The 26,195-nt window shown below is 44.2% G+C and carries 21 protein-coding genes, 5 tRNA genes and 1 pseudogene; 2 read left to right on the top strand and 25 right to left on the bottom strand.

Annotated features, from left to right (window positions below; genetic code table 11):
* Window positions 1-1,701, bottom strand: a pseudogene (locus tag AAAH86_RS11865) (hypothetical protein); the annotation flags it as partial.
* Between AAAH86_RS11865 and AAAH86_RS11860 the strand changes: the two are divergent.
* Together AAAH86_RS11860 and AAAH86_RS11855 are read left to right on the top strand one after the other, a co-directional pair.
* Window positions 1,598-2,134 carry a hypothetical protein gene (locus AAAH86_RS11860; RefSeq protein ID WP_343487863.1) on the top strand — a complete coding sequence of 179 codons (537 nt, stop codon included), beginning with the start codon at window positions 1,598-1,600 and terminating at the stop codon, window positions 2,132-2,134. The pseudogene AAAH86_RS11865 and the gene AAAH86_RS11860 overlap by 104 nt on opposite strands.
* Window positions 2,135-2,438: 304 nt before the next feature.
* On the top strand, window positions 2,439-4,025 hold the full coding sequence (locus tag AAAH86_RS11855) for a peptide chain release factor 3 (protein ID WP_343487840.1): 1,587 nt from the start codon (window positions 2,439-2,441) through the stop codon (window positions 4,023-4,025).
* A 14-nt stretch (window positions 4,026-4,039) separates the two neighbouring features.
* On the opposite strand, the gene AAAH86_RS11850 is transcribed toward AAAH86_RS11855, so the two are convergent.
* The 24 genes from AAAH86_RS11850 to AAAH86_RS11735 form a co-directional block, all read right to left on the bottom strand.
* Window positions 4,040-4,351: a DUF3467 domain-containing protein gene (locus AAAH86_RS11850; protein WP_343487839.1), complete on the bottom strand. Its 312-nt coding sequence runs from the start codon at window positions 4,349-4,351 to the stop codon at window positions 4,040-4,042.
* A 56-nt stretch (window positions 4,352-4,407) separates the two neighbouring features.
* Entirely contained in the window at window positions 4,408-8,706 is a 4,299-nt protein-coding gene (rpoC, locus tag AAAH86_RS11845) for a DNA-directed RNA polymerase subunit beta' (protein ID WP_343487838.1), read from the bottom strand.
* A gap of 35 nt (window positions 8,707-8,741) precedes the next feature.
* Window positions 8,742-12,551 (bottom strand): DNA-directed RNA polymerase subunit beta, encoded by a 3,810-nt coding sequence (gene rpoB / locus AAAH86_RS11840; RefSeq protein WP_343487837.1) that lies wholly within the window; start codon window positions 12,549-12,551, stop codon window positions 8,742-8,744.
* 135 nt (window positions 12,552-12,686) lie between these two features.
* Entirely contained in the window at window positions 12,687-13,070 is a 384-nt protein-coding gene (rplL, locus tag AAAH86_RS11835; RefSeq protein WP_343487836.1) for a 50S ribosomal protein L7/L12, read from the bottom strand.
* 51 nt (window positions 13,071-13,121) lie between these two features.
* Complete coding sequence (gene rplJ / locus AAAH86_RS11830) at window positions 13,122-13,637, bottom strand: 50S ribosomal protein L10 (protein WP_343487835.1); 516 nt, start codon at window positions 13,635-13,637, stop codon at window positions 13,122-13,124.
* Window positions 13,638-13,662: 25 nt separating this feature from the next.
* Entirely contained in the window at window positions 13,663-14,352 is a 690-nt protein-coding gene (rplA, locus tag AAAH86_RS11825; protein ID WP_343487834.1) for a 50S ribosomal protein L1, read from the bottom strand.
* Between the two features lie 20 nt (window positions 14,353-14,372).
* Window positions 14,373-14,810 (bottom strand): 50S ribosomal protein L11, encoded by a 438-nt coding sequence (gene rplK / locus AAAH86_RS11820; protein WP_343487833.1) that lies wholly within the window; start codon window positions 14,808-14,810, stop codon window positions 14,373-14,375.
* A 72-nt stretch (window positions 14,811-14,882) separates the two neighbouring features.
* On the bottom strand, window positions 14,883-15,434 hold the full coding sequence (gene nusG / locus AAAH86_RS11815; protein WP_343487862.1) for a transcription termination/antitermination protein NusG: 552 nt from the start codon (window positions 15,432-15,434) through the stop codon (window positions 14,883-14,885).
* Between the two features lie 3 nt (window positions 15,435-15,437).
* Entirely contained in the window at window positions 15,438-15,626 is a 189-nt protein-coding gene (secE, locus tag AAAH86_RS11810; protein WP_343487832.1) for a preprotein translocase subunit SecE, read from the bottom strand.
* 16 nt (window positions 15,627-15,642) lie between these two features.
* A tRNA-Trp gene (locus AAAH86_RS11805) sits at window positions 15,643-15,718 on the bottom strand.
* Window positions 15,719-15,785: 67 nt separating this feature from the next.
* On the bottom strand, window positions 15,786-16,973 hold the full coding sequence (gene tuf / locus AAAH86_RS11800; RefSeq protein WP_343487831.1) for an elongation factor Tu: 1,188 nt from the start codon (window positions 16,971-16,973) through the stop codon (window positions 15,786-15,788).
* Between the two features lie 51 nt (window positions 16,974-17,024).
* Window positions 17,025-17,096 (bottom strand) — tRNA-Thr (locus AAAH86_RS11795).
* 67 nt (window positions 17,097-17,163) lie between these two features.
* A tRNA-Gly gene (locus AAAH86_RS11790) sits at window positions 17,164-17,236 on the bottom strand.
* Window positions 17,237-17,322: 86 nt separating this feature from the next.
* A tRNA-Tyr gene (locus AAAH86_RS11785) sits at window positions 17,323-17,405 on the bottom strand.
* Between the two features lie 24 nt (window positions 17,406-17,429).
* Window positions 17,430-17,503, bottom strand: a tRNA-Thr gene (locus AAAH86_RS11780).
* A gap of 101 nt (window positions 17,504-17,604) precedes the next feature.
* Window positions 17,605-17,907 (bottom strand): ribosome-associated translation inhibitor RaiA, encoded by a 303-nt coding sequence (gene raiA, locus AAAH86_RS11775; RefSeq protein WP_343487830.1) that lies wholly within the window; start codon window positions 17,905-17,907, stop codon window positions 17,605-17,607.
* A gap of 66 nt (window positions 17,908-17,973) precedes the next feature.
* Complete coding sequence (locus tag AAAH86_RS11770; protein WP_343487829.1) at window positions 17,974-18,864, bottom strand: tyrosine-type recombinase/integrase; 891 nt, start codon at window positions 18,862-18,864, stop codon at window positions 17,974-17,976.
* Window positions 18,865-19,038: 174 nt separating this feature from the next.
* Complete coding sequence (gene rpsU, locus AAAH86_RS11765; RefSeq protein ID WP_343487828.1) at window positions 19,039-19,233, bottom strand: 30S ribosomal protein S21; 195 nt, start codon at window positions 19,231-19,233, stop codon at window positions 19,039-19,041.
* Window positions 19,234-19,290: 57 nt separating this feature from the next.
* Window positions 19,291-20,496 (bottom strand): acyl-CoA dehydrogenase family protein, encoded by a 1,206-nt coding sequence (locus AAAH86_RS11760; RefSeq protein WP_343487827.1) that lies wholly within the window; start codon window positions 20,494-20,496, stop codon window positions 19,291-19,293.
* 9 nt (window positions 20,497-20,505) lie between these two features.
* Window positions 20,506-21,390, bottom strand: coding sequence for a helix-hairpin-helix domain-containing protein (locus tag AAAH86_RS11755; RefSeq protein WP_343487826.1), 885 nt, complete (start codon window positions 21,388-21,390; stop codon window positions 20,506-20,508).
* 10 nt (window positions 21,391-21,400) lie between these two features.
* Window positions 21,401-23,470, bottom strand: a complete 2,070-nt coding sequence (locus AAAH86_RS11750; RefSeq protein WP_343487825.1) for an amino acid carrier protein — start codon at window positions 23,468-23,470, stop codon at window positions 21,401-21,403.
* A gap of 116 nt (window positions 23,471-23,586) precedes the next feature.
* Window positions 23,587-24,594, bottom strand: a complete 1,008-nt coding sequence (locus AAAH86_RS11745) for an NAD-binding protein (RefSeq protein ID WP_343487824.1) — start codon at window positions 24,592-24,594, stop codon at window positions 23,587-23,589.
* A gap of 2 nt (window positions 24,595-24,596) precedes the next feature.
* Window positions 24,597-24,824 (bottom strand): PspC domain-containing protein, encoded by a 228-nt coding sequence (locus AAAH86_RS11740; RefSeq protein WP_343487823.1) that lies wholly within the window; start codon window positions 24,822-24,824, stop codon window positions 24,597-24,599.
* Between the two features lie 8 nt (window positions 24,825-24,832).
* Window positions 24,833-26,110, bottom strand: a complete 1,278-nt coding sequence (locus tag AAAH86_RS11735; protein WP_343487822.1) for a DUF2851 family protein — start codon at window positions 26,108-26,110, stop codon at window positions 24,833-24,835.
* Window positions 26,111-26,195 lie beyond the last annotated feature (85 nt).

Raw genomic sequence — 26,195 nt, 5'->3', positions numbered from 1 at the left:
GGTCGGGTCCCCGTCGCCGTCGGCGTCCTCGTCGGGCGTGTCGATCCCGTCGCCGTCATCGTCGAAGTCGCGGTAGTTCACGTCCTCCGTGCCATCGGTGTCCGGAAGGTCGCTGGCGGGGTCGTCTATTTCATCATTGACATCGTAGCCGTCGTCAACGTCGGCCCCCTCGTAGCCGTCGTCGAGCCCGTCGTTGTCCGTGTCGGTGCCCGTGAAGGCCTGGTCCGGGTCGCCGTCGAAGTTGAAGTCGTTGCCCTCGTTGTTGTCGGGCACCAAGTCGTTGTCGGAGTCACCGTCAAGGTAGTCCGGCTGGTCCGTGCCGTCCGTGTTCTCCGGGGTGATCCCCTGGTCGCCCGTGCCCTCGTAGGCGTCGTCGAGCCCGTCATCGTCACTGTCCTCTCCGCTAGGGGGAACGTAGCCGTCCGTCGGCTGGCCCTCCACGTTGTCCGGGATGCCGTCGTCGTCCGAGTCGATGTCAAGGTGGTCGGGCCTGCCGTCGCCGTCACTGTCCAAGGGGTCGGTCAGCGGATTGTCGTCACCGTCAAGGTTCGGGTCCTCGGTCGTGTCCAGGATACCGTCGTTGTCATCGTCGATGTCCACCACGTCCGGCACACCGTCACCATCGGTGTCGGGGCCGTTGTCGGGGTCCAGGTAGTCGGGCGTGCCGTCGCCGTCAGTGTCGTCATTGGTCGGGTCCCCGTCGCCGTCGGCGTCCTCGTCGGGCGTGTCGATCCCGTCGCCGTCATCGTCGAAGTCGCGGTAGTTCACGTCCTCCGTGCCATCGGTGTCCGGAAGGTCGCTGGCGGGGTCGTCTATTTCATCATTGACATCGTAGCCGTCGTCAACGTCGGCCCCCTCGTAGCCGTCGTCGAGCCCGTCGTTGTCCGTGTCGGTGCCCGTGAAGGCCTGGTCCGGGTCGCCGTCGAAGTTGAAGTCGTTGCCCTCGTTGTTGTCGGGCACCAAGTCGTTGTCGGAGTCACCGTCAAGGTAGTCCGGCTGGTCCGTGCCGTCCGTGTTCTCCGGGGTGATCCCCTGGTCGCCCGTGCCCTCGTAGGCGTCGTCGAGCCCGTCATCGTCACTGTCCTCTCCGCTAGGGGGAACGTAGCCGTCCGTCGGCTGGCCCTCCACGTTGTCCGGGATGCCGTCGTCGTCCGAGTCGATGTCAAGGTGGTCGGGCCTGCCGTCGCCGTCTGAATTGATAGGCGTCAAACCCTCGCCGGAACCTGGTGTTTCTTCGTAATGATCGTCCAAACCATTTCCATCGCTGTCTATCCCACAAGGTGCTATAAAATCAGCCTGAGTTTGTGCTTCTACAATATCTAAAATTCCATCATTGTCAGAGTCAATATCTAGATTATCGGTTATTCCATCACCGTCAGTGTCAGGGCAAGTTATTGGAGCTACACTAATAGCAATTACACTTTGATTGTCAGTAGTGGTGTAAAATTTAATTTCAAAAGCCGTAGATTTTGATTGCCAGCTAAAATCTTCTGGATTTGATATGGAAGAGGGTGTTGTGTTTTCAACAAAGTAATTATTACCCGTATTTCCAGCTATCAATCCTGACTCTAAAGACGAAGTAGTTAGTTCATATTGAATGCCGTCCAGAGCTATAATGCCATCTTTTTTTAGGCCTTTGAGTGTTTTAGAATGTGCCCCTTTAACAAATACCGGAATATTACCCAATAAAGTAAATTTCATTGGATGGTCTTTATTTACCGCAAACCTATCCCCACTGGTAAAAGTACTTGCGCTTTCTACACTTACTAAAACACTCCCTGCTGGAAGCCCCCACTTTAAACTTATGTCTACATCTGTGGCACTTAAGCTACCATTAGATACCCCAGCTGGAAAACCAAAATCTGAAGGCCGTATATTTTCGAAGGATAAAACTGAACATTCTACGGTATCTAAAATACCGTCGTTATCGTCATCAACATCCACATTGTCAGGAACACCATCACCATCAGTATCCGTATACAAAAGCTCCATTGAACTTTTGGGCACTGAATCAAAAGAAATTAGAACAGGAGATGAAACAAATAATAGCAATGTAAAAAGGGCCACAGAATACCTCTTTATGCTAGAAGCTGAAATCGTAATTTTTTCCATAGGAATAGTTTTATATAACTAATCACCATGGCATTGTAGGTCTTCAACAAGAATTGGGATATCTATAAACCTTTCGAAAAAAATCTTTCCGAATCAACTACATAAATACTTCGAAAAAACCATAACTCCTACTTTATTCGACAAAATGTATACACAATTATTTTAACAACACTTTACGATTTAAATACGAATAAATCTAAAGAATGGATTATCTACTTACCATATTATCAGTCAAACCTTTAAATCTATAATGTTTAGCTCAACGAATGGTACATTTCTAGATTTTGGATACATAATATTGATGTACTTTTGCGCAAATTTTTTTCATGGATTTTGAAAAGGAAATTGCCAAGCGCAGAACTTTTGGTATTATCTCGCACCCTGATGCAGGAAAGACCACTTTGACCGAAAAATTACTGTTGTTCGGTGGTGCCATACAAGAGGCCGGAGCCGTTAAAAGCAATAAAATCAAAAAGTCGGCAACCAGTGATTTTATGGAAATTGAACGGCAACGGGGAATCTCTGTTGCCACTTCTGTTTTGGCTTTTATCTACAAAGACAAGAAAATCAATATTCTCGATACCCCAGGGCACAAAGATTTTGCCGAAGACACTTTTAGAACCCTTACTGCAGTTGACAGTGTAATCGTGGTCATAGATGTTGCCAAAGGTGTAGAGGAGCAAACCGAAAAACTGGTAGAAGTGTGCCGTATGCGCAGTATTCCCATGATTGTTTTTATCAACAAGTTAGACCGTGAAGGGAAGGATGCATTTGACCTCTTGGACGAAGTTGAACAAAAGCTAGGGCTGAAAGTTACACCTCTTAGCTTCCCCATTGGGATGGGACATGATTTTAAAGGCATTTACAATATCTATGAAAAAAACATCAACCTGTTTAGCGGTCAATCAAAGAAAAAAATTGAGGATACCATCAATTTTGATGACATAGACAGTCCTGAACTTGAAAAGTTAATTGGAACAGAAGCTGCTGAGAACCTCAGAGAAAATCTTGAACTCGTGAAGGGAGTTTATCCTGATTTTGATAAGGAAGCCTATCTCAAAGCTGAACTACAACCCGTTTTTTTTGGTTCAGCCCTTAACAACTTCGGCGTTCGTGAATTACTGGACTGTTTTATCGAAATAGCGCCCCAACCCCGCCCTAAAAAAGCAGAAGAGCGTGTGGTACAGCCCAATGAAAAAGATTTTTCAGGTTTTGTATTTAAGATACATGCCAACATGGACCCAAAACATCGAGATCGACTCGCATTTGTGAAAATAGTATCCGGAACTTTTGAACGAAATACCCCTTATCTGCATGTTCGCCATGACAAAAAGTTGAAATTTTCGAGCCCTAATGCCTTTTTTGCAGAAAAAAAGAAAATTGTTGATGTTTCGTTTCCGGGAGATATCGTCGGGCTGCACGATACAGGAAACTTCAAAATTGGAGATACCCTTACGGGAGGCGAAACTTTAAACTACAAGGGCATACCAAGTTTTTCACCGGAACACTTCCGTTATATCAACAATGCCGACCCCATGAAGGCAAAACAGCTCAACAAAGGCATTGACCAATTGATGGATGAGGGGGTGGCCCAATTGTTTACGCTTGAAATGAATGGTAGAAAGATCATTGGTACTGTTGGGGCTTTACAATATGAAGTCATTCAATATCGCTTGGAACATGAATATGGGGCCAAGTGTACTTATGAAAACTTCCCGGTGCATAAAGCATGTTGGGTCGACCCTGAAGCCGACAATGAAAAATTTCAAGAGTTCAAGCGGGTCAAACAAAAGTTTCTGGCCACTGATAAGCAAGGGCAATTGGTATTCTTGGCCGATTCGGCATTTTCATTACAGATGGTGCAACAAAAATACCCTTCTGTCAAACTTCATTTTACTTCAGAATTCAGCTAATACTTATAGGCTGGTCAAGCCTCGCCCGTTGGCCCAAAGTTCAAAGGGATTGGTGGCTGCTCATAGTCTTTGATGGTGCCATGCGCTTTTTCAAAACGGTTTACGTTATCGTTCAGCGCCTTCAAAAACTTTTTGGCATGCTGGGGAGTCAATACAATACGGCTTTTGACCTTCGCCTTGGGAGCTCCTGGCATCATACTTATGAAATCGACCACGAATTCAGAAACTGAATGATTGATGATTGCCAAGTTTGAATAAATGCCCTCTGCGGTCTTTTCATCCAACTCTATATTGATCGATTTTTGTTTTTTTTCGTTTTCAGCCATGATACATGCATTAAAAAAGCCCTGACGTAATTGTCAGGGCTTTTGTTTGCTATTATTTAGAATTTGAATTCTTCTTTGCGTGCCATAATCTCATCGTACTCCTCTTTAGAGCCAACAATGATACTATCGTAGTCACGCATTCCAGTTCCTGCTGGAATCTTATGTCCAACAATCACGTTTTCCTTCAAACCTTCCAAAGTATCCACTTTGCCATTTACAGCCGCTTCGTTCAAGACTTTGGTCGTTTCTTGGAACGATGCCGCAGATATAAACGACTTCGTCTGAAGTGAAGCTCTTGTGATACCCTGTAGGATTGGCGTAGCCGTAGCGGCAACCGCATCCCTGGCAGTGACCAAAGTCTTATCGGCACGTTTTAAAATGGAATTTTCATCCCTTAAATCGCGTGCAGAAATAATTTGGCCTGCTTTCAGGTTTTCAGATTCACCAGCATCTTCAACTACTTTCATTCCGAAAATTTCATCATTTTCACGAATGAAATCGTCTTTGTGAACCAGTTGGTTCTCTAAAAACGTGGTATCTCCTGAATCTTGAATCTGAACCTTGCGCATCATTTGGCGCACCACTACCTCAAAGTGCTTGTCATTGATTTTTACCCCTTGCAGACGGTATACCTCCTGTACTTCGTTCACCAAATATTGCTGAACTGCAGAGGGGCCTTTAATGGCCAAGATATCATCTGGAGTAATGGAACCATCTGACAAAGGCATTCCGGCTCGTACATAATCATTCTCTTGAACCAAGATTTGGTTCGATAGTTTGACCAAGTATTTTTTGATTTCCCCAGTCTTCGACTCAATGATGATTTCTCGGTTTCCTCTTTTGATTTTTCCAAAAGAAACAACACCATCAATCTCAGAAACCACCGCTGGATTGGAAGGGTTTCGTGCTTCGAACAACTCAGTCACCCTTGGCAGACCCCCTGTGATATCACCTGCTTTGGCAGATTTACGCGGAATCTTCACCAACGTCTTTCCTTCCTTGATTTTATCTCCATCATCAACCATGATATGAGATCCTACCGGAAGGTTGTACGAACGCAATGTTTCTCCCTTACCATCTTTTATCAATAAGGTCGGTATCAGTTTTTTGTTACGAGATTCTGAAATCACCTTTTCTTGGAAACCGGTCTGCTCATCAATCTCTACCTGATACGTAACACCCTGTTCGATGTTTTCATAGGCTATTTGTCCTGTAAATTCAGAAACAATGACACCATTGTATGGATCCCATTGACAAATGATATCGCCTTTCTTCACTTTGGCACCGTTCTTAATGAACAACTGCGAACCATAAGGAATGTTGTTCGTGCTCAGCGTGATGCCTGTTTTTTCGTCGACAATCTTAATCTCTGAAGTTCTGGAAATAACGATGTTGGCCTTTTCACCTTCGCTGTTTTCGCCAACAACGGTACGTAAATCTTCGATTTCAGCGACACCATCAAATTTGGCTTCCAATCTGCTTTCTTCAGAAATGTTACCGGCAATACCCCCTACGTGGAACGTACGCAAGGTCAACTGTGTACCAGGCTCACCAATGGATTGTGCTGCAACCACACCTACGGCCTCACCACGCTGTACCATTTTATTGGTCGCCAAGTTTCTACCGTAGCACTTGGCACAAATACCTTGAGGAGCCTCACAGGTCAGCGCTGAACGAACCTCAACCCGCTCTATCGGGGCAGCCTCTATTTTGGCCACAATGGCCTCTGTGATTTCTTCGCCTGAAGCCACCAACAACTCCTCTGTTGCTGGATTGTACACATCGTGAAGTGACACACGACCAAGAATGCGCTCGCCAAGTGTCTCAACAACTTCTTCATTTTTCTTCAATGCCTCAACTTCGATACCGCGAAGTGTCTCACAATCTTCGATATTGATGATGACATCTTGCGAAACATCCACCAAACGACGGGTCAAATACCCTGCATCCGCAGTTTTCAAAGCGGTATCGGCGAGACCTTTACGCGCACCGTGGGTTGAGATAAAGTATTCCAAAATCGACAATCCTTCCTTAAAGTTGGACAGGATGGGGTTTTCGATAATTTCTCCACCACCAGCGGTCGATTTTTTAGGCTTAGCCATAAGACCACGCATACCTGTCAACTGACGGATTTGTTCTTTTGAACCCCGTGCACCAGAATCCAACATCATATACACTGAGTTGAACCCTTGCTGGTCTTCACGAATTCGCTTCATTGCCAACTCGGTCAACATAGCGTTCGTAGACGTCCATACATCAATGACCTGATTGTAACGTTCGTTGTTGGTGATCAGACCCATGTTATAGTTCATCATGATACCATCAACCTGTCCGTTGGCATCGGCAATCATTTCATGTTTTTCTGCAGGAATAATGATATCACCCAAGCTGAACGACAATCCACCCTTGAAGGCAAATTCATAGCCCATGGTCTTGATCTTGTCCAAAAACTCTGCAGTGGTCGGTACATCGGTTACACTCAAAATCTTACCAATGATGTTTCGCAACGATTTTTTGTTCAATACATCATTGATGAAACCAGCCTGTTCGGGCACTACTTGGTTGAAGAGCACTCTACCTGCGGTGGTCTCGATGATTTGATTGACCAATTCACCCTCTTCATTGAAGTCTTTGGCACGTACCTTAATACCAGCATTCAAGTCAACACGGCCCTCGTTAAAGGCAATAACCACTTCTTCATCAGAGTAAAAGGTCAAGCCTTCACCCTTCACGGGCACATCGTCGGTTGACTTACGCTCTTTGGTCATGTAGTACAGACCCAAAACCATGTCTTGTGATGGAACCGTAATCGGTGAACCGTTTGCAGGGTTCAAAATGTTCTGTGAGGCCAGCATCAACAATTGCGCCTCTAAAATTGCTTCAGGGCCCAACGGAAGGTGCACCGCCATCTGGTCGCCGTCAAAGTCAGCATTGAATGCCGTACAGGCCAATGGATGCAGGCGAATCGCCTTACCTTCAATCAATTTGGGCTGAAATGCCTGGATACCCAATCGGTGCAATGTGGGAGCACGGTTCAACAATACCGGATGCCCTTTGATGACGTTATCCAGAATATCCCAAACTACAGGCTCTTTTTTGTCGATGATCTTTTTGGCGGATTTTACCGTCTTTACAATACCCCTTTCTATCAGTTTTCTGATGACAAAAGGCTTGTAAAGTTCGGCCGCCATATCTTTTGGTAGACCGCATTCGTAGAGTTTCATTTCAGGACCGACAACAATCACAGAACGTGCAGAGTAATCTACACGCTTACCGAGAAGGTTTTGGCGGAAACGTCCCTGCTTACCTTTCAACGAATCTGAAAGTGATTTCAACGGGCGGTTTGACTCTGTTTTTACGGCAGACGCCTTTCTCGTATTGTCGAAAAGGGAATCCACAGCTTCCTGAAGCATCCTTTTTTCATTACGGAGGATGACCTCTGGGGCTTTGATTTCCATCAAACGCTTCAAACGATTGTTACGGATGATGACCCTGCGGTACAGATCGTTCAGGTCAGAGGTGGCAAAACGACCACCATCCAACGGCACCAACGGACGCAATTCAGGTGGAATCACAGGCACCACCTTCATGATCATCCATTCTGGATTGTTCTCACGATTGTCTTGCGACTCACGAAAAGCTTCCACCACCTGAAGTCTTTTTAAGGCCTCGGTCTTACGCTGTTTTGAAGTTTCAGTGTTCGCTTTGTGGCGTAGGTCATACGACAATTGTTTCAAATCAATTCGAGACAAAAGATCGATCAAACACTCCGCACCCATCTTGGCAATGAACTTGTTGGGGTCTGAGTCTTCCAAATATTGGTTTTCCACAGGAATGGACTCCAATATGTTCAGGTACTCTTCCTCAGTAAGGAAATCCATTTTGTTGATTTCCTCCCCTTCAGGACCTTTGGCAATACCGGGTTGAATGACCACATACCTTTCGTAGTAGATGATCATATCCAACTTTTTGGAAGGCAATCCCAAAAGATATCCTATTTTGTTCGGCAATGACCTAAAGTACCAGATATGGGCCACCGGCACTACCAAATTGATGTGCCCTACCCTATCACGTCGTACTTTCTTTTCGGTGACCTCTACACCACATCGGTCGCAAACGATACCGCGATAACGGATACGTTTGTACTTACCACAGGCACATTCGTAATCTTTGACGGGGCCAAAGATCCGCTCACAGAAAAGTCCGTCACGTTCTGGTTTGTGCGTTCTGTAGTTAATCGTCTCAGGTTTCAAGACCTCGCCCCGTGACTCTGCCAGAATTGATTCTGGCGATGCCAAGCCGATTGAAATCTTGTCGAACCTTTTTGGTGTGTTGTTATCTCTATTTCTAGCCATTATAGTATGGTACTAAATTTTTATTGTGTTCTATGTTATTCTTCCAAACGGATATCAAGGCCCAAGCCCTTGAGCTCGTGCATCAATACGTTGAAAGATTCTGGCAAGCCAGGTTCTGGCATGGTTTCACCCTTGACGATGGACTCATACGTTTTTGCACGACCGATAACGTCATCAGATTTGACCGTCAAGATTTCGCGCAAGGTCGATGAAGCTCCGTAGGCCTCAAGTGCCCAAACTTCCATCTCACCAAAACGCTGGCCACCAAACTGGGCTTTACCACCCAACGGCTGCTGCGTGATCAATGAGTACGGTCCGATGGAACGTGCGTGCATTTTGTCGTCGACCATGTGGCCCAATTTGAGCATATAAATCACACCCACGGTTGCAGGTTGATCAAAACGTTGACCTGTGCCCCCATCATAAAGATAGGTGTGGCCAAATCTTGGTACACCAGCCTCATCGGTAAGTTCGTTGATCTCGTCCAGAGTGGCACCATCGAAAATTGGGGTCGCGAATTTCTTCCCTAATTTCTGACCGGCCCAGCCCAAAACGGTCTCATAAATCTGACCGATGTTCATACGCGACGGTACACCCAGTGGGTTCAATACGATGTCCACAGGGGTGCCATCTTCTAAGAAAGGCATGTCTTCTTGACGTACGATACGTGCCACGATACCTTTGTTACCGTGACGGCCCGCCATCTTATCGCCCACTTTCAGCTTACGCTTTTTGGCGATGTAGACCTTGGCCAACTTCATGATTCCGGCAGGCAGTTCATCACCCACTGAAATTGTGAATTTGTCTCTTCTCAAGTTACCTTGAAGGTCGTTCAACTTGATTTTATAGTTGTGCAACAAATCGTTCACCAAAGCATTGGTCTTGTCATCTGTCGTCCAAGTACCGCTTACCAAATGGGCAAAGTCATCCACAGAATTCAACATCTTGATGGTGTACTTTTTGCCTTTTGGAAGCACTTCTTCACCCAAGTCGTTCTGAACACCTTGTGAGGTTTTACCGCCGACAAGACCAAAAAGTTTTTCAACCAACACATCTTTCAACTGCTGGAATTTCACTTCATATTCCATCTCAAGTTTAGAGATGGCCTCTTTATCTTCTGAACGCTTACGCTTGTCTTTGATGGAACGAGAGAACAATTTCTTGTCAATGACCACACCACGCAATGAAGGCGATGCTTTCAAAGAAGCATCTTTTACATCACCCGCCTTGTCTCCAAAAATTGCACGAAGCAGTTTTTCTTCAGGTGTTGGGTCTGATTCTCCTTTCGGGGTAATCTTACCAATCAAGATATCGCCTGGCTTCACCTCGGCACCAATACGAATCATACCGTGCTCATCCAAGTCTTTGGTCGCTTCCTCAGAAACATTCGGAATATCATGGGTCAATTCTTCAGCACCCAATTTGGTATCACGGACTTCAAGCGCATATTCATCAATGTGTATGGAGGTAAAAATATCCTCACGAACCACTTTTTCAGAAATCACGATGGCATCCTCAAAGTTATACCCTTTCCATGGCATGAACGCCACTTTAAGGTTACGACCAAGGGCCAATTCACCTTCTTGGGTCGCATAACCCTCACAAAGTACCTGACCTTTCTTCACTTTGTCGCCCTTTCTTACGATAGGCTTCAAGTTGATGGAGGTACCTTGGTTTGTTTTTCTGAACTTGATGAGTTCGTAGGTCTTTGAATCTTCATCGAAGCTTACCAGTTTATCCTCATCAGAGCGGTTGTACTTGATGACAATTTTATGCGAATCCACATAGTCAACAACTCCGTCTCCTTCGGCATTGATCAATACCCTAGAATCTGTGGCCACCTGTCTTTCAAGGCCCGTACCTACAATCGGGGATTCAGGGCGCAACAATGGCACTGCCTGTCGCATCATGTTCGAGCCCATCAAGGCACGGTTCGCATCATCATGCTCCAAAAACGGAATCAATGACGCTGAAATGGATGCAATCTGGTTTGGTGCCACATCGGTATAATTGACCTCTTTGGGATCAACCACAGGAAAATCACCCTCTTCTCGGGCAATTACCTTGTCATTTTCAATGGTTCCGTCTCCCTTTAAAGGGATGTTGGCCTGGGCAATTTTCTTTTCTTCCTCTTCCTCAGCACTCAAGTAAATGTGGTTCTTCACATCAACTTTTCCCTCTTCAACTTTTCGATACGGAGTTTCCAAAAAGCCCATGCTGTTCACTTTCGCAAAAACGGAAAGCGAAGAAATCAAACCAATATTCGGACCTTCAGGAGTTTCAATCGGACATAGCCTACCGTAGTGGGTATAATGAACGTCACGAACCTCAAAACCTGCCCGTTCACGTGAAAGGCCACCTGGCCCCAGCGCTGAGAGACGACGTTTGTGCGTAATCTCAGCCAACGGGTTGGTCTGGTCCATAAACTGTGACAACTGGTTTGTACCAAAGAATGAATTGATTACTGAAGAAAGTGTCTTCGCATTAATCAAGTCAATCGGGGTAAACACCTCATTGTCACGAACATTCATTCGCTCACGAATGGTTCTTGCCATACGCGCCAAACCGACGCCAAACTGCTGTGACAATTGTTCACCGACAGTTCGTACTCGACGATTGGACAAGTGATCGATATCATCAATCTCAGCTTTTGAGTTGATGAGCTCAATCAAGTATTTGATTATGGTGATGATATCTTCTTTGGTCAAGACCTGCTTGTCCATACCAATATCAAGACCCAATTTCTTGTTCATTCGGTAACGTCCTACCTCGCCCAGATTGTAGCGTTGATCTGAGAAGAACAACTTATCGATGATACCGCGGGCTGTTTCTTCATCAGGCGGCTCAGCATTACGCAACTGACGGTAAATGTGCTCTACGGCCTCTTTTTCTGAATTTGTGGGATCCTTCTGCAGGGTATTGTGAATGATGGCATAATCTGATTGCGCATTATTCTCTTTGTGCAAGAGGATGGTTTTTACGTCAGCATCGATGATTTCATCGATATGCTCTTTTTCAAGAACAGTATCACGGTCTAAGATGATTTCGTTTCGCTCGATGGAAACCACTTCGCCGGTATCCTCATCAACAAAATCTTCATGCCATGTGTTCAAGACACGGGCAGCCAACTTGCGGCCCAATACTTTTTTCAATCCGGCCTTTGACACCTTGATTTCTTCAGAAAGGTCAAAGATTTCCAAAATATCCTTGTCGCGCTCAAAACCAATCGCTCTGAACAAGGTGGTCACCGGTAATTTTTTCTTTCGGTCAATGTACGCGTACATCACCGCATTGATATCTGTAGCAAACTCAATCCATGATCCTTTGAACGGAATGACCCTGGCAGAGTACAGCTTCGTACCATTGGCATGGAAAGACTGGCCAAAGAAAACGCCCGGCGAACGGTGCAATTGTGAAACCACGACACGTTCGGCGCCATTGATTACAAAAGTGCCACTTGGTGTCATGTACGGAATGGTACCCAAATACACATCTTGCACAATGGTCTCAAAATCTTCGTGCTCTGGATCGGTACAGTACAATTTTAGACGCGCCTTTAAGGGCACACTATAGGTCAAGCCGCGCTCGATACACTCTTGAATGGAATATCGTGGGGGATCGATGAAGTAATCCAGAAACTCCAGTACAAACTGGTTTCTGGTATCTGTAATCGGAAAGTTCTCCATGAAGGTATTGTAAAGACCCTCATCTGCTCTTTGATCCGACTTTGTCTCCAACTGGAAAAAATCCTGGAAGGATTTTATCTGAATGTCCAAGAAATCCGGATATTCCGGTATGTTCTTAGCGGATGCAAAATTTAATCTTTCTGTCTGTTGTTTGGACATCGATGGACAATTTTAGAACGTGAATATTATAGTGGGTAGCGTACTACTTTATACGCCTATCTAAAAACAGGCTAAGGTCTTAACTCCGCCAGAGGCGAAAAAAAGACCTTAACCAAATCAATATGGTAGCTGCTATTATTTAAGCTCAACTTCTGCTCCTGCTTCTTCCAATGATTTTTTGATACCTTCTGCCTCATCTTTGGCAACTCCTTCCTTAACTGCTTTTGGCGCGCTATCAACAATCTCTTTAGCGTCTTTAAGACCAAGACCTGTCAATTCTTTCACCAATTTGACAACAGCCAATTTAGAACCACCGGCAGCCGTAAGAATTACATCAAATTCTGACTTTTCTTCAGCGGCCTCAGCTTCACCACCACCAGCGGCACCGCCACCAGCAACGGCCACAGCTGCAGCTGCAGGCTCAATACCGTATTCTTCTTTTAAAATGTCGGCCAACTCATTCACCTCTTTTACGGTAAGGTTTACCAACTGTTCTGCAAAATCTTTTAAATCTGCCATTTTTCTATCGTTTAAATAAAATTTTAAATATGTTGTTTTAGTGCGTACAAATTATCGTTCAGATAGTGTCTTGAGGATACCGGCCAATTTGCCACCACCTGATTTCAAGCCAGAAATAACATTCTTGGCAGGTGACTGCAGTAAGCCAATGATGTCGCCGATGATCTCTTCTTTGGATTTGATGCTCACCAAAGTATCGAGTTTGTCGTCGCCAACGAAAATCGCCTCTTCAATAAATGCACCCTTCAAAAGGGGCCTATCTGATTTTTTTCTGAAATTTTTGATGAGTTTTGCAGGCACATTGCCTGTTTCTGAAAACATCAAAGAGGTATTGCCCTTCAATACTTCAGGAAGCTCGCCAAACTCTTTTTCAGATGCTTCCATTGCTTTTGCAAGCAAGGTGTTCTTGACCACGGCCAGTTTAACGTTCGCCTTGAAACATGCCCTTCTCAAATCTGAAGTGGTCATGGCATCAAGACCCGAGATGTCTGCCAAATAAATGGTGGTATTCTCGGCCAACTGGGCAGTCAAGTCTTCAATTACAGTTGCTTTTTCTTCTCTTGTCATTGTAAAATCTTTAAACTACCGTTGGTTAAACTGCTTTAGGGTCTAATTGAACGCTGGGGCTCATGGTGCTTGACATGTAGATACTCTTCATGTAAACGCCCTTTGCCGCAGTCGGCTTCATTTTTACCAAGGTGTCAATCAATTCTTTGGCATTGCCTGCAATCTTGTCGGCCGTGAACGATGACTTGCCGATGGCTGCATGAACGATACCGGTTTTATCGACCTTAAAATCGATTTTACCGCCTTTTACATCAGAAACCGCTTTGCCCACATCCATGGTCACGGTACCCGTTTTCGGATTGGGCATCAATCCCCTTGGGCCTAAAATTCTTCCCAAAGGACCTAATTTGCCCATGACGCTTGGCATGGTGACGATAACGTCAACATCCGTCCAACCGCCTTTGATTTTATCCAAATACTCATCCAACCCTACATAGTCTGCACCAGCTTCTTTTGCTTCCGCTTCCTTATCCGGGGTGACCAACGCCAAAACTTTCACGTCTTTACCCGTACCGTGTGGTAAGGTGACGACACCGCGTACCATTTGGTTGGCCTTTCGTGGGTCAACGCCCAGGCGAATTGCCAAATCAATGGATGCGTCAAATTTTACGTTGGTGATTTCTTTTACCAAAGCTGAAGCTTCTTCCAAAGAATAGAGTTTATTTCTATCAATTTTGGCATGTGCCTCTTTTTGCTTTTTACTTAATCTAGCCATTATAAATTGCTTTTAAGATTTTAAAAAGGTCTTTTGCCAGCGACCTTCAGGCCCATTGAACGTGCCGTACCTGCAACCATGTTCATTGCAGATTCTACGGTAAATGCATTCAAATCGGCCATTTTGTCTTCTGCGATGGTCTTTACTTGATCCCAAGTAACCGACCCCGACCTTACTCTGTTAGGTTCGCCAGATCCTTTTTTAATCTTAGCTGCTTCCATCAGTTGAACTGCCGCCGGTGGTGTCTTTACGACAAAGTCAAAAGACTTGTCTTTGAATACGGTGATAACCACGGGCAAAACCTTGCCCTGTTTGTCCTGCGTACGCGCATTGAACTGCTTGCAGAACTCCATAATGTTAACACCGGCAGCACCTAAGGCGGGTCCGACCGGTGGCGATGGATTCGCAGCACCTCCCCTAACTTGTAGTTTTACAACCTTATCTACTTCTTTTGCCATTGTTTTTAATTAAAATGAATTGTGTCAAATTTTGGAAGCAACACAATTTTTATATGTAACAGCTCTAAAAATTTATACTTTTTCTACTTGCATGTAACTCAGCTCTAAAGGTGTCTTTCTGCCAAAAATCTTCACCATTACCTCAAGCTTGCGTTTTTCTTCATTGATTTTTTCAACAGTACCATTAAAACCGTTGAATGGGCCATCGATTACCTTGACCGTTTCGCCCAATATGAATGGTATGGCCACATTATCGGTGTTCACTGCCAACTCATCGACCTTACCAAGCATTCGGTTCACCTCAGCTTTTCGCAAAGGAACGGGGTCACCACCTTTGGTCTCGCCCAAAAAACCGATGACATTGGTAATCGAACGGATGATGTGGATCATCTCACCTGCCAAATTGGCCTTGATCATGATGTAACCGGGAAAGTAGGTACGCTCTTTGTTGATTTTCTTTCCGTTACGGATTTGCACTACCTTTTCTGTAGGCACCAAGACCTCTTCAAGATAATCACCAAAGCCGGCTCTTTCAACCTCGCTCTCAATATAGCCCTTGATTTTATTCTCTTGGCCACTGACAGCGCGAACCACATACCATTTTTTCTCCAGAACCTCCGACATCATTTATCCTATTAATCTTTCAAAATACAATGCGATCAACTTACTGAAAAGTGTATCGACGCCCCATGTTGCCAAAGCAAACAGAATGGAAAAGACCGCCACTATGACCATCAGGTTCGAAGCTTGCTCCCAATTGAGCCAAGTAACGTTGTTCTTAAGCTCTTCCCAAGATTCCTTTACGTAAGTCAACATATATTTTTCTCTTATCTGGCACGGGAGGAGAGGCTCGAACTCCCGACACCTGGTTTTGGAGACCAGTGCTCTACCAACTGAGCTACACCCGTTTATAATTACACCGAAAGGTATCCCGCCACGCGGGACACCCTTAAGTGTAATCTATTTCTAAATGAATTAATCTAAAATCTTGGTAACCTGACCCGCACCTACGGTTCTACCACCTTCACGGATAGCAAATCGTAGACCTACGCTCAATGCGATGGGCTGGATCAAATCAACAGTAATGGTCAAGTTGTCACCGGGCATTACCATTTCAACTCCGTCAGGAAGGTTAATGTTTCCTGTAACGTCAGTGGTACGTACGTAAAACTGAGGACGGTAGTTGTTGTGGAATGGCGTGTGACGGCCACCTTCTTCTTTCTTAAGGATATAGACCTCAGCCTCGAACTTGGCGTGTGGCTTTACAGAGCCTGGCTTACAGATAACCATACCTCTTTTGATATCAGTCTTTTCAATACCTCTCAAAAGGATACCTACGTTGTCACCAGCCTCACCACGATCCAAAATCTTACGGAACATCTCGACACCAGTAATGGTAGAACCTAATTTTTCGGCACCCATACCGATGATATCAACAGCATCACCTGTATTTGCCACACCAGTTTCAATACGACCGGTCGCAACTGTACCACGACCTGTAATGGTAAATACATCTTCAACGGGCATCAAGAAATCTTTATCAACATCCCTTTTAGGAAGCTCGATCCACTCGTCAACCGCTTTCATCAACTCCATTACGGTATCGACCCATTTTTGCTCACCGTTCAATGCACCAAGTGCAGATCCAGAGATAACAGGTCCGTTGTCACCATCATATTCATAGAAAGATAGTAACTCACGTACTTCCATCTCAACAAGCTCTAAAAGCTCGTCGTCGTCAACCATGTCAACTTTGTTCAAGAACACAACAATTCTTGGAATACCTACTTGGCGACCCAAGAGAATGTGCTCACGAGTTTGCGGCATAGGACCATCAGTTGCGGCAACCACCAAAATGGCACCGTCCATCTGGGCAGCACCCGTTACCATGTTCTTTACGTAATCGGCGTGACCAGGACAATCAACGTGTGCGTAGTGACGGTTCTCTGTCTGATATTCAACGTGAGATGTATTGATGGTAATACCTCTCTCTTTTTCTTCTGGAGCATTATCGATTGAATCGAAGCTTCTAAGCTCAGATAAACCTGCGTTTGCCAATACGGTTGTAATCGCAGCGGTCAATGTGGTTTTACCATGATCTACGTGCCCAATGGTACCGATGTTCAAGTGCGGTTTGGAACGATCAAAAGTTTCCTTTGCCATGTTAAATAATTTTAATCTTAGTTTATATTAGTGTACAAATCGTTTTCTTTGAGCCAACGACGGGAATTGAACCCGTGACCTCTTCCTTACCAAGGAAACGCTCTACCCCTGAGCTACGTCGGCTTAATGGGTTTCAGGTTCAAGGTGTTGGTTTTCAGGTCAGAAACCGTGAACGCTACCTTGGTTTTTGAGCGGGAGACCGGGTTCGAACCGGCGACATTCAGCTTGGAAGGCTGACGCTCTACCAACTGAGCTACTCCCGCATTCGTTAACAACTTCAAAATTTCACATCAAAAATTCCAATCTCACATTGTTGACTTGGAATCTGAACTTTTAGCTCTTCTTGTAGTGGGGAGAGCAGGATTCGAACCTGCGAAGGTGAAAACCAACAGATTTACAGTCTGTCCTCGTTGGCCGCTTGAGTATCTCCCCTCTTTTGATTTTCAGTAACTTACGAGCCGATAGAGGGACTCGAACCCACGACCTGCTGATTACAAATCAGCTGCTCTAGCCAGCTGAGCTATATCGGCCTTTTCAGCATTTTTTAACACAAAAAAAGCCCGTTATTTCTAACGGACTGCAAATGTATATATTTATTTTAGGATTCAAAACAAATTTCCAAAAATTTTGGCTAGGCGTGCGCCCGCAGTTTTTCTTTCTTTTTCTTAAGTTGCCGTTCTAAAGAATGGCAGGCAGAATCGACCGCTTCTTCAAAAGATTTACATTGTTTTTTGACCATGAATTTATCGCGTGGCACATTGATTTTTATCTCGACGATTTTGTTCTCTTTCGCACTGGTATTTTCAACTTTTAAATACACATCTGAACTGATGACCTTGTCATAGAAAATGTTCAGTTTGTTCATTCTGTTCTTGATGAAATCAAGCAATTTTTGGTCGGCAACAAAATTTACGGATTGTGCATTTACTTCCATGTGTCAGTTTTTAGTGCCCACAGATAAAGAAATCGGTGAGCGGGTTAGACAATGCCCAAGACTGGGTTATTTTTTATTTCTAGGATGGGCCTTTAAATGCGCTTTTTTGAGTTCAGCTATGCTGTTATGCGTATACACTTGCGTTGATGCCAAGCTAGAGTGGCCCAGTAGCTCTTTGACGGCATTCAAATCTGCGCCTTTGTTCAGCAAGTGGGTCGCAAAGGTGTGCCTCAGTACGTGTGGGCTCTTTTTCACCTTTGGCGATACCATACTAAGGTACTTATTTATAACACGATAAACAAGGGTTTCATAAATTTTATGACCGGGAGGGGTTAAAAAAAGATACTCGTTATTTTCAACGGATTCGAGTTTGTTTCTTTCTATCATATATGTATTTATGGACTCAACAATCGAGGCAAGCATGGGTAGGATTCGTTCTTTATTTCGTTTGCCGATGACCCGAAGCGTGCTTTGGTGAAGGTCAACATCTTGCATTCTTATATTGACCAGTTCAGCCCTGCGCATACCTGTTGCGTACAGCAGTTCAATGATGAGTTTATCTCGAATTCCCTCAAAATCATTTTCAAAGGGAATCTGCACCAACACCTGCTGCATTTCCAATTCTGAAAAAGGCACCCCCATTTTCTTCTCGGTCTTCAGTGCTTTATGCTTTTTCAGTGGTGAGGTTTTGATTTCTCCTATTTTGACCAAAAAGTTGTAGTAGGCCTTCAAGGAAGCAACTTTACGATTGACAGACTGGTTCTTGAGACCTTTACCGACCAGTTCTACGATCCAGCTTCGAATGCTTCCGTAATCTGTCTTATCTATGTCTGGTGTCAAAAATGCTTCCTCATGGTAAGCCGTAAAATCTTCTAGATCTCTTTTGTAGGCACTCAGGGTGTGGCTTGAGTAATTTTTTTCAAGCGATAGATATGAAAGAAAGGCATCCAAAGACATCAACCAAAGATAATACCATTACCCAATTCAAAATGGGCCAATAAAAAATATTCCATCTTCTTCAGCCCTTTTTAAAGTGGGAAATGGCTTAAGAAAATTGATGAAGAACTTCATTAACGAAAAAATCCCGCTCTGTTTTGAACGGGATTGGAATATATTTTGGAAGAAAGGATGCTAAAGTTCTTCGCTATCCTTGAGACCTTGAATATACTGTGCCTTTTGAATTTCGGCTCTACGTTTTACCGAAGGCTTGGTGTATTGCTGTCGCTTGCGCAACTGGCGCATTCTGCCGGTCTTGTCAAATTTTCGCTTGAACCTTTTCAGGGCCCTATCTATATTTTCGCCTTCTTTTACTGGTATTATCAACATTGGCTACAACCTCCTTTCTTTAAAATTTCGAAGTGCAAATATACAAATGTATCCGTTCTAAGAAACACTTACCTTAAAATCTTTTTTCCCAATTTCTTTTTTAGGAGGCTTATATTCTTTTTTGTCAATTACGATTTTCGCTATAATCTCCCTTAAAATCTCAGAAGTACCACCACCGATGGGCCCAAGTCGGCTATCTCGCAACAATCTGGCCATAGGGTAATCTTCTATGTAGCCGTACCCCCCCAAGAATTGCAAACAGCTATAAATGACCTCATCTGCCATTTTGGTGGATTTCAATTTAGAGATCGTGGCTTCTTTGACCGCATAGGTTCCTTTATCAAGCATAGCGGTGACAGCGTAATTGTATTGTTTGCAGATTTCAATATCGGCATGTAGGTCAGCCACTTTGTGCCTTAGCGCTTGAAATTGATCAATGGTCTTGCCAAAGGCCTCTCGCTCTGACATGTACTGAATGGCATATTCCAATGCATATTCAGCCCTCGCGTGCGCATTGATGGCCATTACCAAACGTTCCAATGCAAATGCTTCCATGATAAAAGAAAATCCTTGTCCCTCTTCACCAATCAAATTCTCCACAGGAACCTTCACATTGTCAAAGGCCAGCTCGGCGGTGTCTGAGGCCCTCCAACCCAATTTGTTGAGCTTATTCGCCGAAACACCGTCACTATGGCGGTCAACTATAAAAAGGCTCATCCCCTTATGGGCAGCACTGGGGTCGGTTTTGGCCGCCAAAATGATATAGTCGCCATAGACCCCGTTGGTAATAAACGTCTTTGAGCCGTTGATGATGTACGAATCTCCTTTTAACACAGCCGTGGTTCGCATACCGGCCACATCACTGCCCCCAAAAGGTTCGGTTACGCCAAGGCAGCCTATTTTTTCGCCAGATACGCTTGGCTCAAGATATCTTTTCTTTTGGTCGTCATTGGCATTCTTGTTCAAATGGGTCATGGCCAGATATGCGTGGGCCCACATAGCTGCCGCAAAACCGCCAGAGTTGATTTTCTGAAGCTCTTCTAAAAAGATTGCGGTGTAAAAAAGGTCAAGCTCCAAGCCACCGAAGTCTTCGTGGGTTGCCAATCCAAAATAGCCCATCTCGCCAATTTTCTGCCAGATCGATGGGTCTATTTTTCCTGTTTCTTCCCATGTATCAACATGGGGCACCACTTCTTTTTGCAAAAAAACCTTGAGGCTTTCGCGAAACAGTTGGTGTTCTTCGGTGAAATATGTGGAATTCATTGCAACTTTTTAGAACAACAAATATAGCCCAATTCTGGCAATCTTTTCTTTTGGAAAGCCCTCAACAGCAGCCAATTCGTCAAGAGAATCGATTCTACCGTTTTGTTGCCGATAATCAATGATGCGTTCGGCAAGGCCGTACCTGATATAGGCCAGTGATGCCAGTTCATCAATAGAAGCGGTGTTCACATCTATTTTTTTGATTTCTGGAGGATGCAGCACCTGAAAATGCTCCAATGCCCGTTCAACGACTTCGGGTTCCAATCCGTAGACATCATACAGCTGTTCGTTGACCATAAAGCCTCCCAATCGATTTCTGAACTTTACAATTCGGGCAGAAAGTTTTTCACCAATACCATGTATTGATCTTAGCTGTTCGGCCGTTGCTGAATTTAAATCGGTAACAGTTTCCCCCAGCCCCACCAAAGTAGGGGAGCTTAATTTCTGTTTGTTGTTTATTGTGGACTTTTTACGCTTCACAACCCAATCGGGGAATTTGAAGTAGGGCGAAATTGCGTTGAGCAATGAATCTGAAACGTGGGTCACCTGCTGAAACTCTGCCGCAGAATTTACATATAGATTTTTCTCGCGAAACTTGTGAAGCCTATCAATTTCTTCGGGAGACATTCCCAAAGCATATCCTTTGTAATCGGTTATAAAATTCGGGTTGAAGGGATAGGTTTTAACAGCCTTTTTCTTTGAGGCGATAGCTTTTAAACTGTCAATAGCTGCTTGTTGGGCTTCATCAATTTCGAAACTGGAATCATCTTTATCGATGGCATTCCATTTTACAAAAAAATAAGCGCCCTGAAGAAGAACTATGATGAGCAGTAAAAAGAAAATCCCTCTTCGTTCTTGCTTGGTGAACTTGAAGTGGGATTTTCTTTTCATCATTGCTGTTCTCTTATTCCGCCACTTGTTGTTTTTTGAACAATTGGTTTGACTTTAATTTTTTCCAATACTCTCCCAAATCTGCCTTCACCTCACCTGACATGATATACAGGCCTATGATATTGGGGAATGACATGGCCAAAATCATCATATCAGAAAAATCCAATACGGCGCCCAGACTGACCGATGCCCCAACGACCACGAAGACCAAGAACAAAAGTTTGTAGATCATTTCTGAACGCTTGCTTTTTCCAAATAGATAAGTCCAAGCCCGCATTCCATAGTACGACCATGATATCATCGTAGAAAAGGCAAAAAGAAAAACAGCGATTCCCAAAACATAGGGAAACCAAGATATTTGACTGCCAAAGGCATCTGATGTCAATTGTGCACCAGCCATGCCTTCCACTTCATGCATGCCCGTAAAAATCAACACCAATGCTGTCAATGTACATACCACAACAGTATCAATGAAGGGTTCTAAAAGCGCCACAAAACCCTCAGAAGGCGGATGGTTCGTTTTCGCCGTGCTGTGTGCAATCGCTGCCGAGCCCACACCAGCCTCGTTAGAGAATGCTGCCCTTTGAAAACCGACAACCAACACCCCAATAATACCACCTTTTAAGGCACTTGGGCTGAAAGCACCTTCAATAATGGCAGAAAAAGCAGGCGCAATGTTCTGTATGTTCATGATGATGACCGCCAGAGCAGCCAAGACATATATTGAAGCCATAAAAGGCACCACTCTGCCCGTAACCTTGGCGATACTCTTTATCCCTCCGATGATGACCACCCCGACCAATATGGCGGTAACCACACCAAACCAAAAACCGTTGCCCTGAAGAACCGTAAACTGGCCCGCAAGCTGTTCGAAGGACTGGTTTGCCTGAAACATATTGCCGCCGCCGAATGAGGCACCGATGGCCAAAACAGCAAAAAGTCCTGCCAATACCTTGCCCAGACCTTTCAAATTGCGTTTTTCAAGACCGTAACGCAAATAGTTCATGGGGCCGCCAAAAACCCGTCCATCTGGTAGGATATCACGATATTTTACGCCCAATGTACATTCCACAAACTTTGATGACATCCCCAATAGTCCACAGACAATCATCCAAAAAGTAGCCCCTGCGCCACCGAGCGATACCGCAACGGCAACACCTGCGATATTGCCCAATCCTACTGTGCCAGAGACTGCAGTGGCCAATGCCTGAAAATGGGTCACTTGACCTGGGGCATTAGGGTCATCGTACTTACCCTTTGCCAAGGAAAGGGAATGTCTGAACCCCCTAATGTTGATAAAGCCCATTCTAATGGTAAAAAACAAGGCGCCCAACACCAACCAGATGACAATAAAAGGTATTCCCTTGGTTACTGGGTCTCCGTTCGGGTGTTTCAACGAAACGGGTTCGTCATATTCAATATCGGCCAAATATTGTGCGCCCTGTTCTATGACATGTTCTTTGTTGTCAGAGTTATAGATGACACCGCCTTCCTTCACCAAGTGGTCCAAAGTTCCATTGGCAGTTGCAAGCACGGTTTTATCGGGCTCATTACCTGAAGAGACAATAGCGATCTCAGCACCCTTCTTAACATTTTCACCATCTTTCTTGAGCCATTTTTTTAAAATGAACTTGCCTTGAACGTCATACGACCAATCTGGAATTCCAATTTTCTTTACATCAGCGTAAGCAATAGGATCATAAATACCGACTGCAGCAAAAGGATCCCAAAAAAGTACACTGCCCAACCCGCTTACCGCAGGTGTCATCACACTGTTCAAAACCTCGGTTATCGCATGGGCCTCTACGGTATATTCTTTGGTAATCGACTTTCCGTTGGCATCAGTTACCGTTACTGTATAGGGTATGCCCTCAACCAAGCCAACCGCCTTTTTTGAGGTCAACGGTGTTGATTGATTGCTCCATTTATAGGTGTAGGGTGGTTCACCCCCAAGAACCTGTAAATCTATGGCCCCGTCATTGATATTGTTCGAAGGATTCATGATGGACTCCCTAATAATAAGTTCTTGGGAAAACATGGAAAGGGAGACCAACAGAAATAAAGATAGGATTGATTTTTTCATACTTAATGTTAAATGGCCAACACTAAGTAAATTGGCCGGCTTGGTTATGTTAAATTAATGTAAGGTCGGCAATATCCTAAAAAAAATCGATGCCATCAAATTCAAAGATTGTTAAACTAGCCGATTTGAAACATCTGGTTCAGCTTCTGAATCTGCTCGGGGCGCCCCAAAACAATGACTTTTCCCTTGGGTTCCAATTCTAGATCTGCTTCGGGATTGATGATGTACTTTCCGTCTGGTTCTATATAGCCAATGATCGTGCAGCCCGTCTTTTTTCTCAAATCAAGATCTCGAAGCGATTTACAATCCATCTGGTCTGTAAAATCCTTTATTTCAACTTCTTCTAGGTTTGTGGTATGCTCACCTTCCACAGAAAGTTTATCCATAAAAGTGATAAGGTCAGGCATGACCACCAATGATGCCATGTGATCCCCCCCTATCTTGTCGGGCATGATGACCTTATTGGCACCAGCGAATTCCAATTTTTTTAATGAGGTTACCTGTGAGGCCCTACTTATGATAAAAAGGTTTTGGTTCAACTGCCTAGCCGAGAGTACCACAAATAGATTTGTCGCATCATCAGGCACAGCGGTAATCAGGTACTTTGCCCGATCTACGCCTGCCTCGAGCAATATTTCATCTTCATTGGCATCACCTTCAACAAAAAGGATTTCCTCTTCATGTTTCTCAATGATGTTCTTATCTTTTTCTATGACAACGAAAGGCATTTTATAGGCCTTCAACTTATCGGCTGCTTGCATGCCGTTTCTGCCATATCCACAAATAACCACATGATCAGAAAGGTTCTTAATCATATTTCTAACTCTTTTCTTTTTTAAGATTTGTAGTGAGTTTCGGCTCAAAATGTATTCAGTGATTACTGAAATGGCAAAGCCAAAAATAAAAACACTGGTGACGATTAAAAATACGGTAAAAATCTTTGCTTCGGTATCCAATGGTTTTACCTCTGCAAAACCTACAGTCGTGACCGTAATAATGGTCATGTAGATAGCCTCTACCCAAGTGTAATCAGAAATCAGCTTGTACCCCAATACCCCACAAAAGAGTACAAAAACCATCAATATGAGAGCAACGACTATTTTTGAACGGAACAGTTTGAGCATAATCAGAGGTCAAATACAGAGGTTCTTTTTGTGTACACCAAATCTTTTATCCTGAGCCAAAAAGCCATAAAAAGATAAAGGGCGAAGCCAAAACCCAAGGTCACAAAAGTCAGGTAGATGAACGTGGTTCTTACGACCCTCGCCCTAATGCCCAATCGTTCGGCAATGCGGCGACACACTTCGAAACCGCGTTTTTGAAAATAGTATAGAATGTCATAAAACCAACGCATGCCCAAAACTAATTATTTCCCTTTAATAAATGTGTGCCCACCGCACAATGCAAACATCTGTTTTTAGTACAATATTCATTATAGAGTTGAATTTTCGCCTGACTGTGCATTGCACTTTGTGTCTTTGCGCCATGTAAATCAAACTGTTCAACAATGGTGTTCTTTTCAGGTCTGATCTTAGTCAATAGGTCGATTAATTCATTATTTATCTCTTTGCCCAGATATCGGGAATAGCAAAATTTTAGGGGAACAATGGTGTTGATGAGCAGCAAATCCACAAAGTTTTTGGTGAGTTTTTTTGTGCTCTTTTTAGACACTTTACCAAAAGTATAATGGTTTTGCCAATAGGCACTTGTGGAAATATCGAACAAATCGTAATACTCATTGAGGTCCCTGATTTCAATGAGTCGGGTGAAAAGATTCTGATAGGTATGATAGAGTTGTGCTATTTGGGATAATCGTATGGTTGGAAAATTATTGGGCCGCAAACCAAAGAACTGGGGTTTTTGGTAAAGTTTCACAAGTTGGAATTTATGCTCGAGGTAGTTGTATTCTTCCTTTAACTTCAAAAAATAGGAGTCAGAACTTTCATCATCCAACAAACCTGCGGTACCCAACAACAGTACTTCCGTTTGTAGGGCATCATTTTGAACTTTTCGGAGCACGGAAAAATCCAACGCCTTGGCAATTTCAAGAAATAGGGGGCCGTTCACGTTGAGTCCGAAGTTTTTCATCAGCAAGCAGAATAGCACTTTTTCCCAATCGTTTTGGGAGGATTCCAACAGTCCATAAATCAACACGGATTTTTGCTCCAACCGTTCGAAAAAGAGCCGTTCAAGCCAACTATCCCAAAGGAAATCATTGACATCCTTCAAATCATTTTCACAATTGACGAATTTTGTGCTGGAATTTTCAAGCAACTTTCTATAACCCTGTAGAAGCGTTGCAGGAATATAGTTTTTGAGCTCAAGCGTTGGGATTTCAGTACCGTCTTTTCGAAAAACCGACACATCGTCTTCCCAAACGACGTGCAAGATGACATTATCGTAATTCGAATCTTTCTCATGGCCGTGTACATACCAATCTGAGGCCTTGATGTGCATTTCAACGTTGCCCGCCCAAAGCTGGCCGTCGATACGCAATTTGGCATTGAAAAAATCTGGGCCCGCCAAAAGGTTGTGCTGACCGGTATTCTCAACATGAATGGGGTTTCCTTTAGAGGTCAACAGCGAGTTTGAGGGCAGTTTATGATGTTTCCAGGCAAAATGTAGCAAATCTTCTCGCATTTAACACTGATTTATGAAGCGTTAGCAGTTGATGTCACTAAGTTTGTTCAAAGATGTGTCATTTTCAATAATGTCTTCAAGCACC

It is taken from the genome of Allomuricauda sp. d1 (assembly GCF_039592695.1).
Lineage (GTDB): Bacteria > Bacteroidota > Bacteroidia > Flavobacteriales > Flavobacteriaceae > Flagellimonas_A.
The sequence above is the reverse complement of the archived record's forward strand: the minus strand, read 5'-3'. Positions and strand labels throughout refer to the sequence as shown.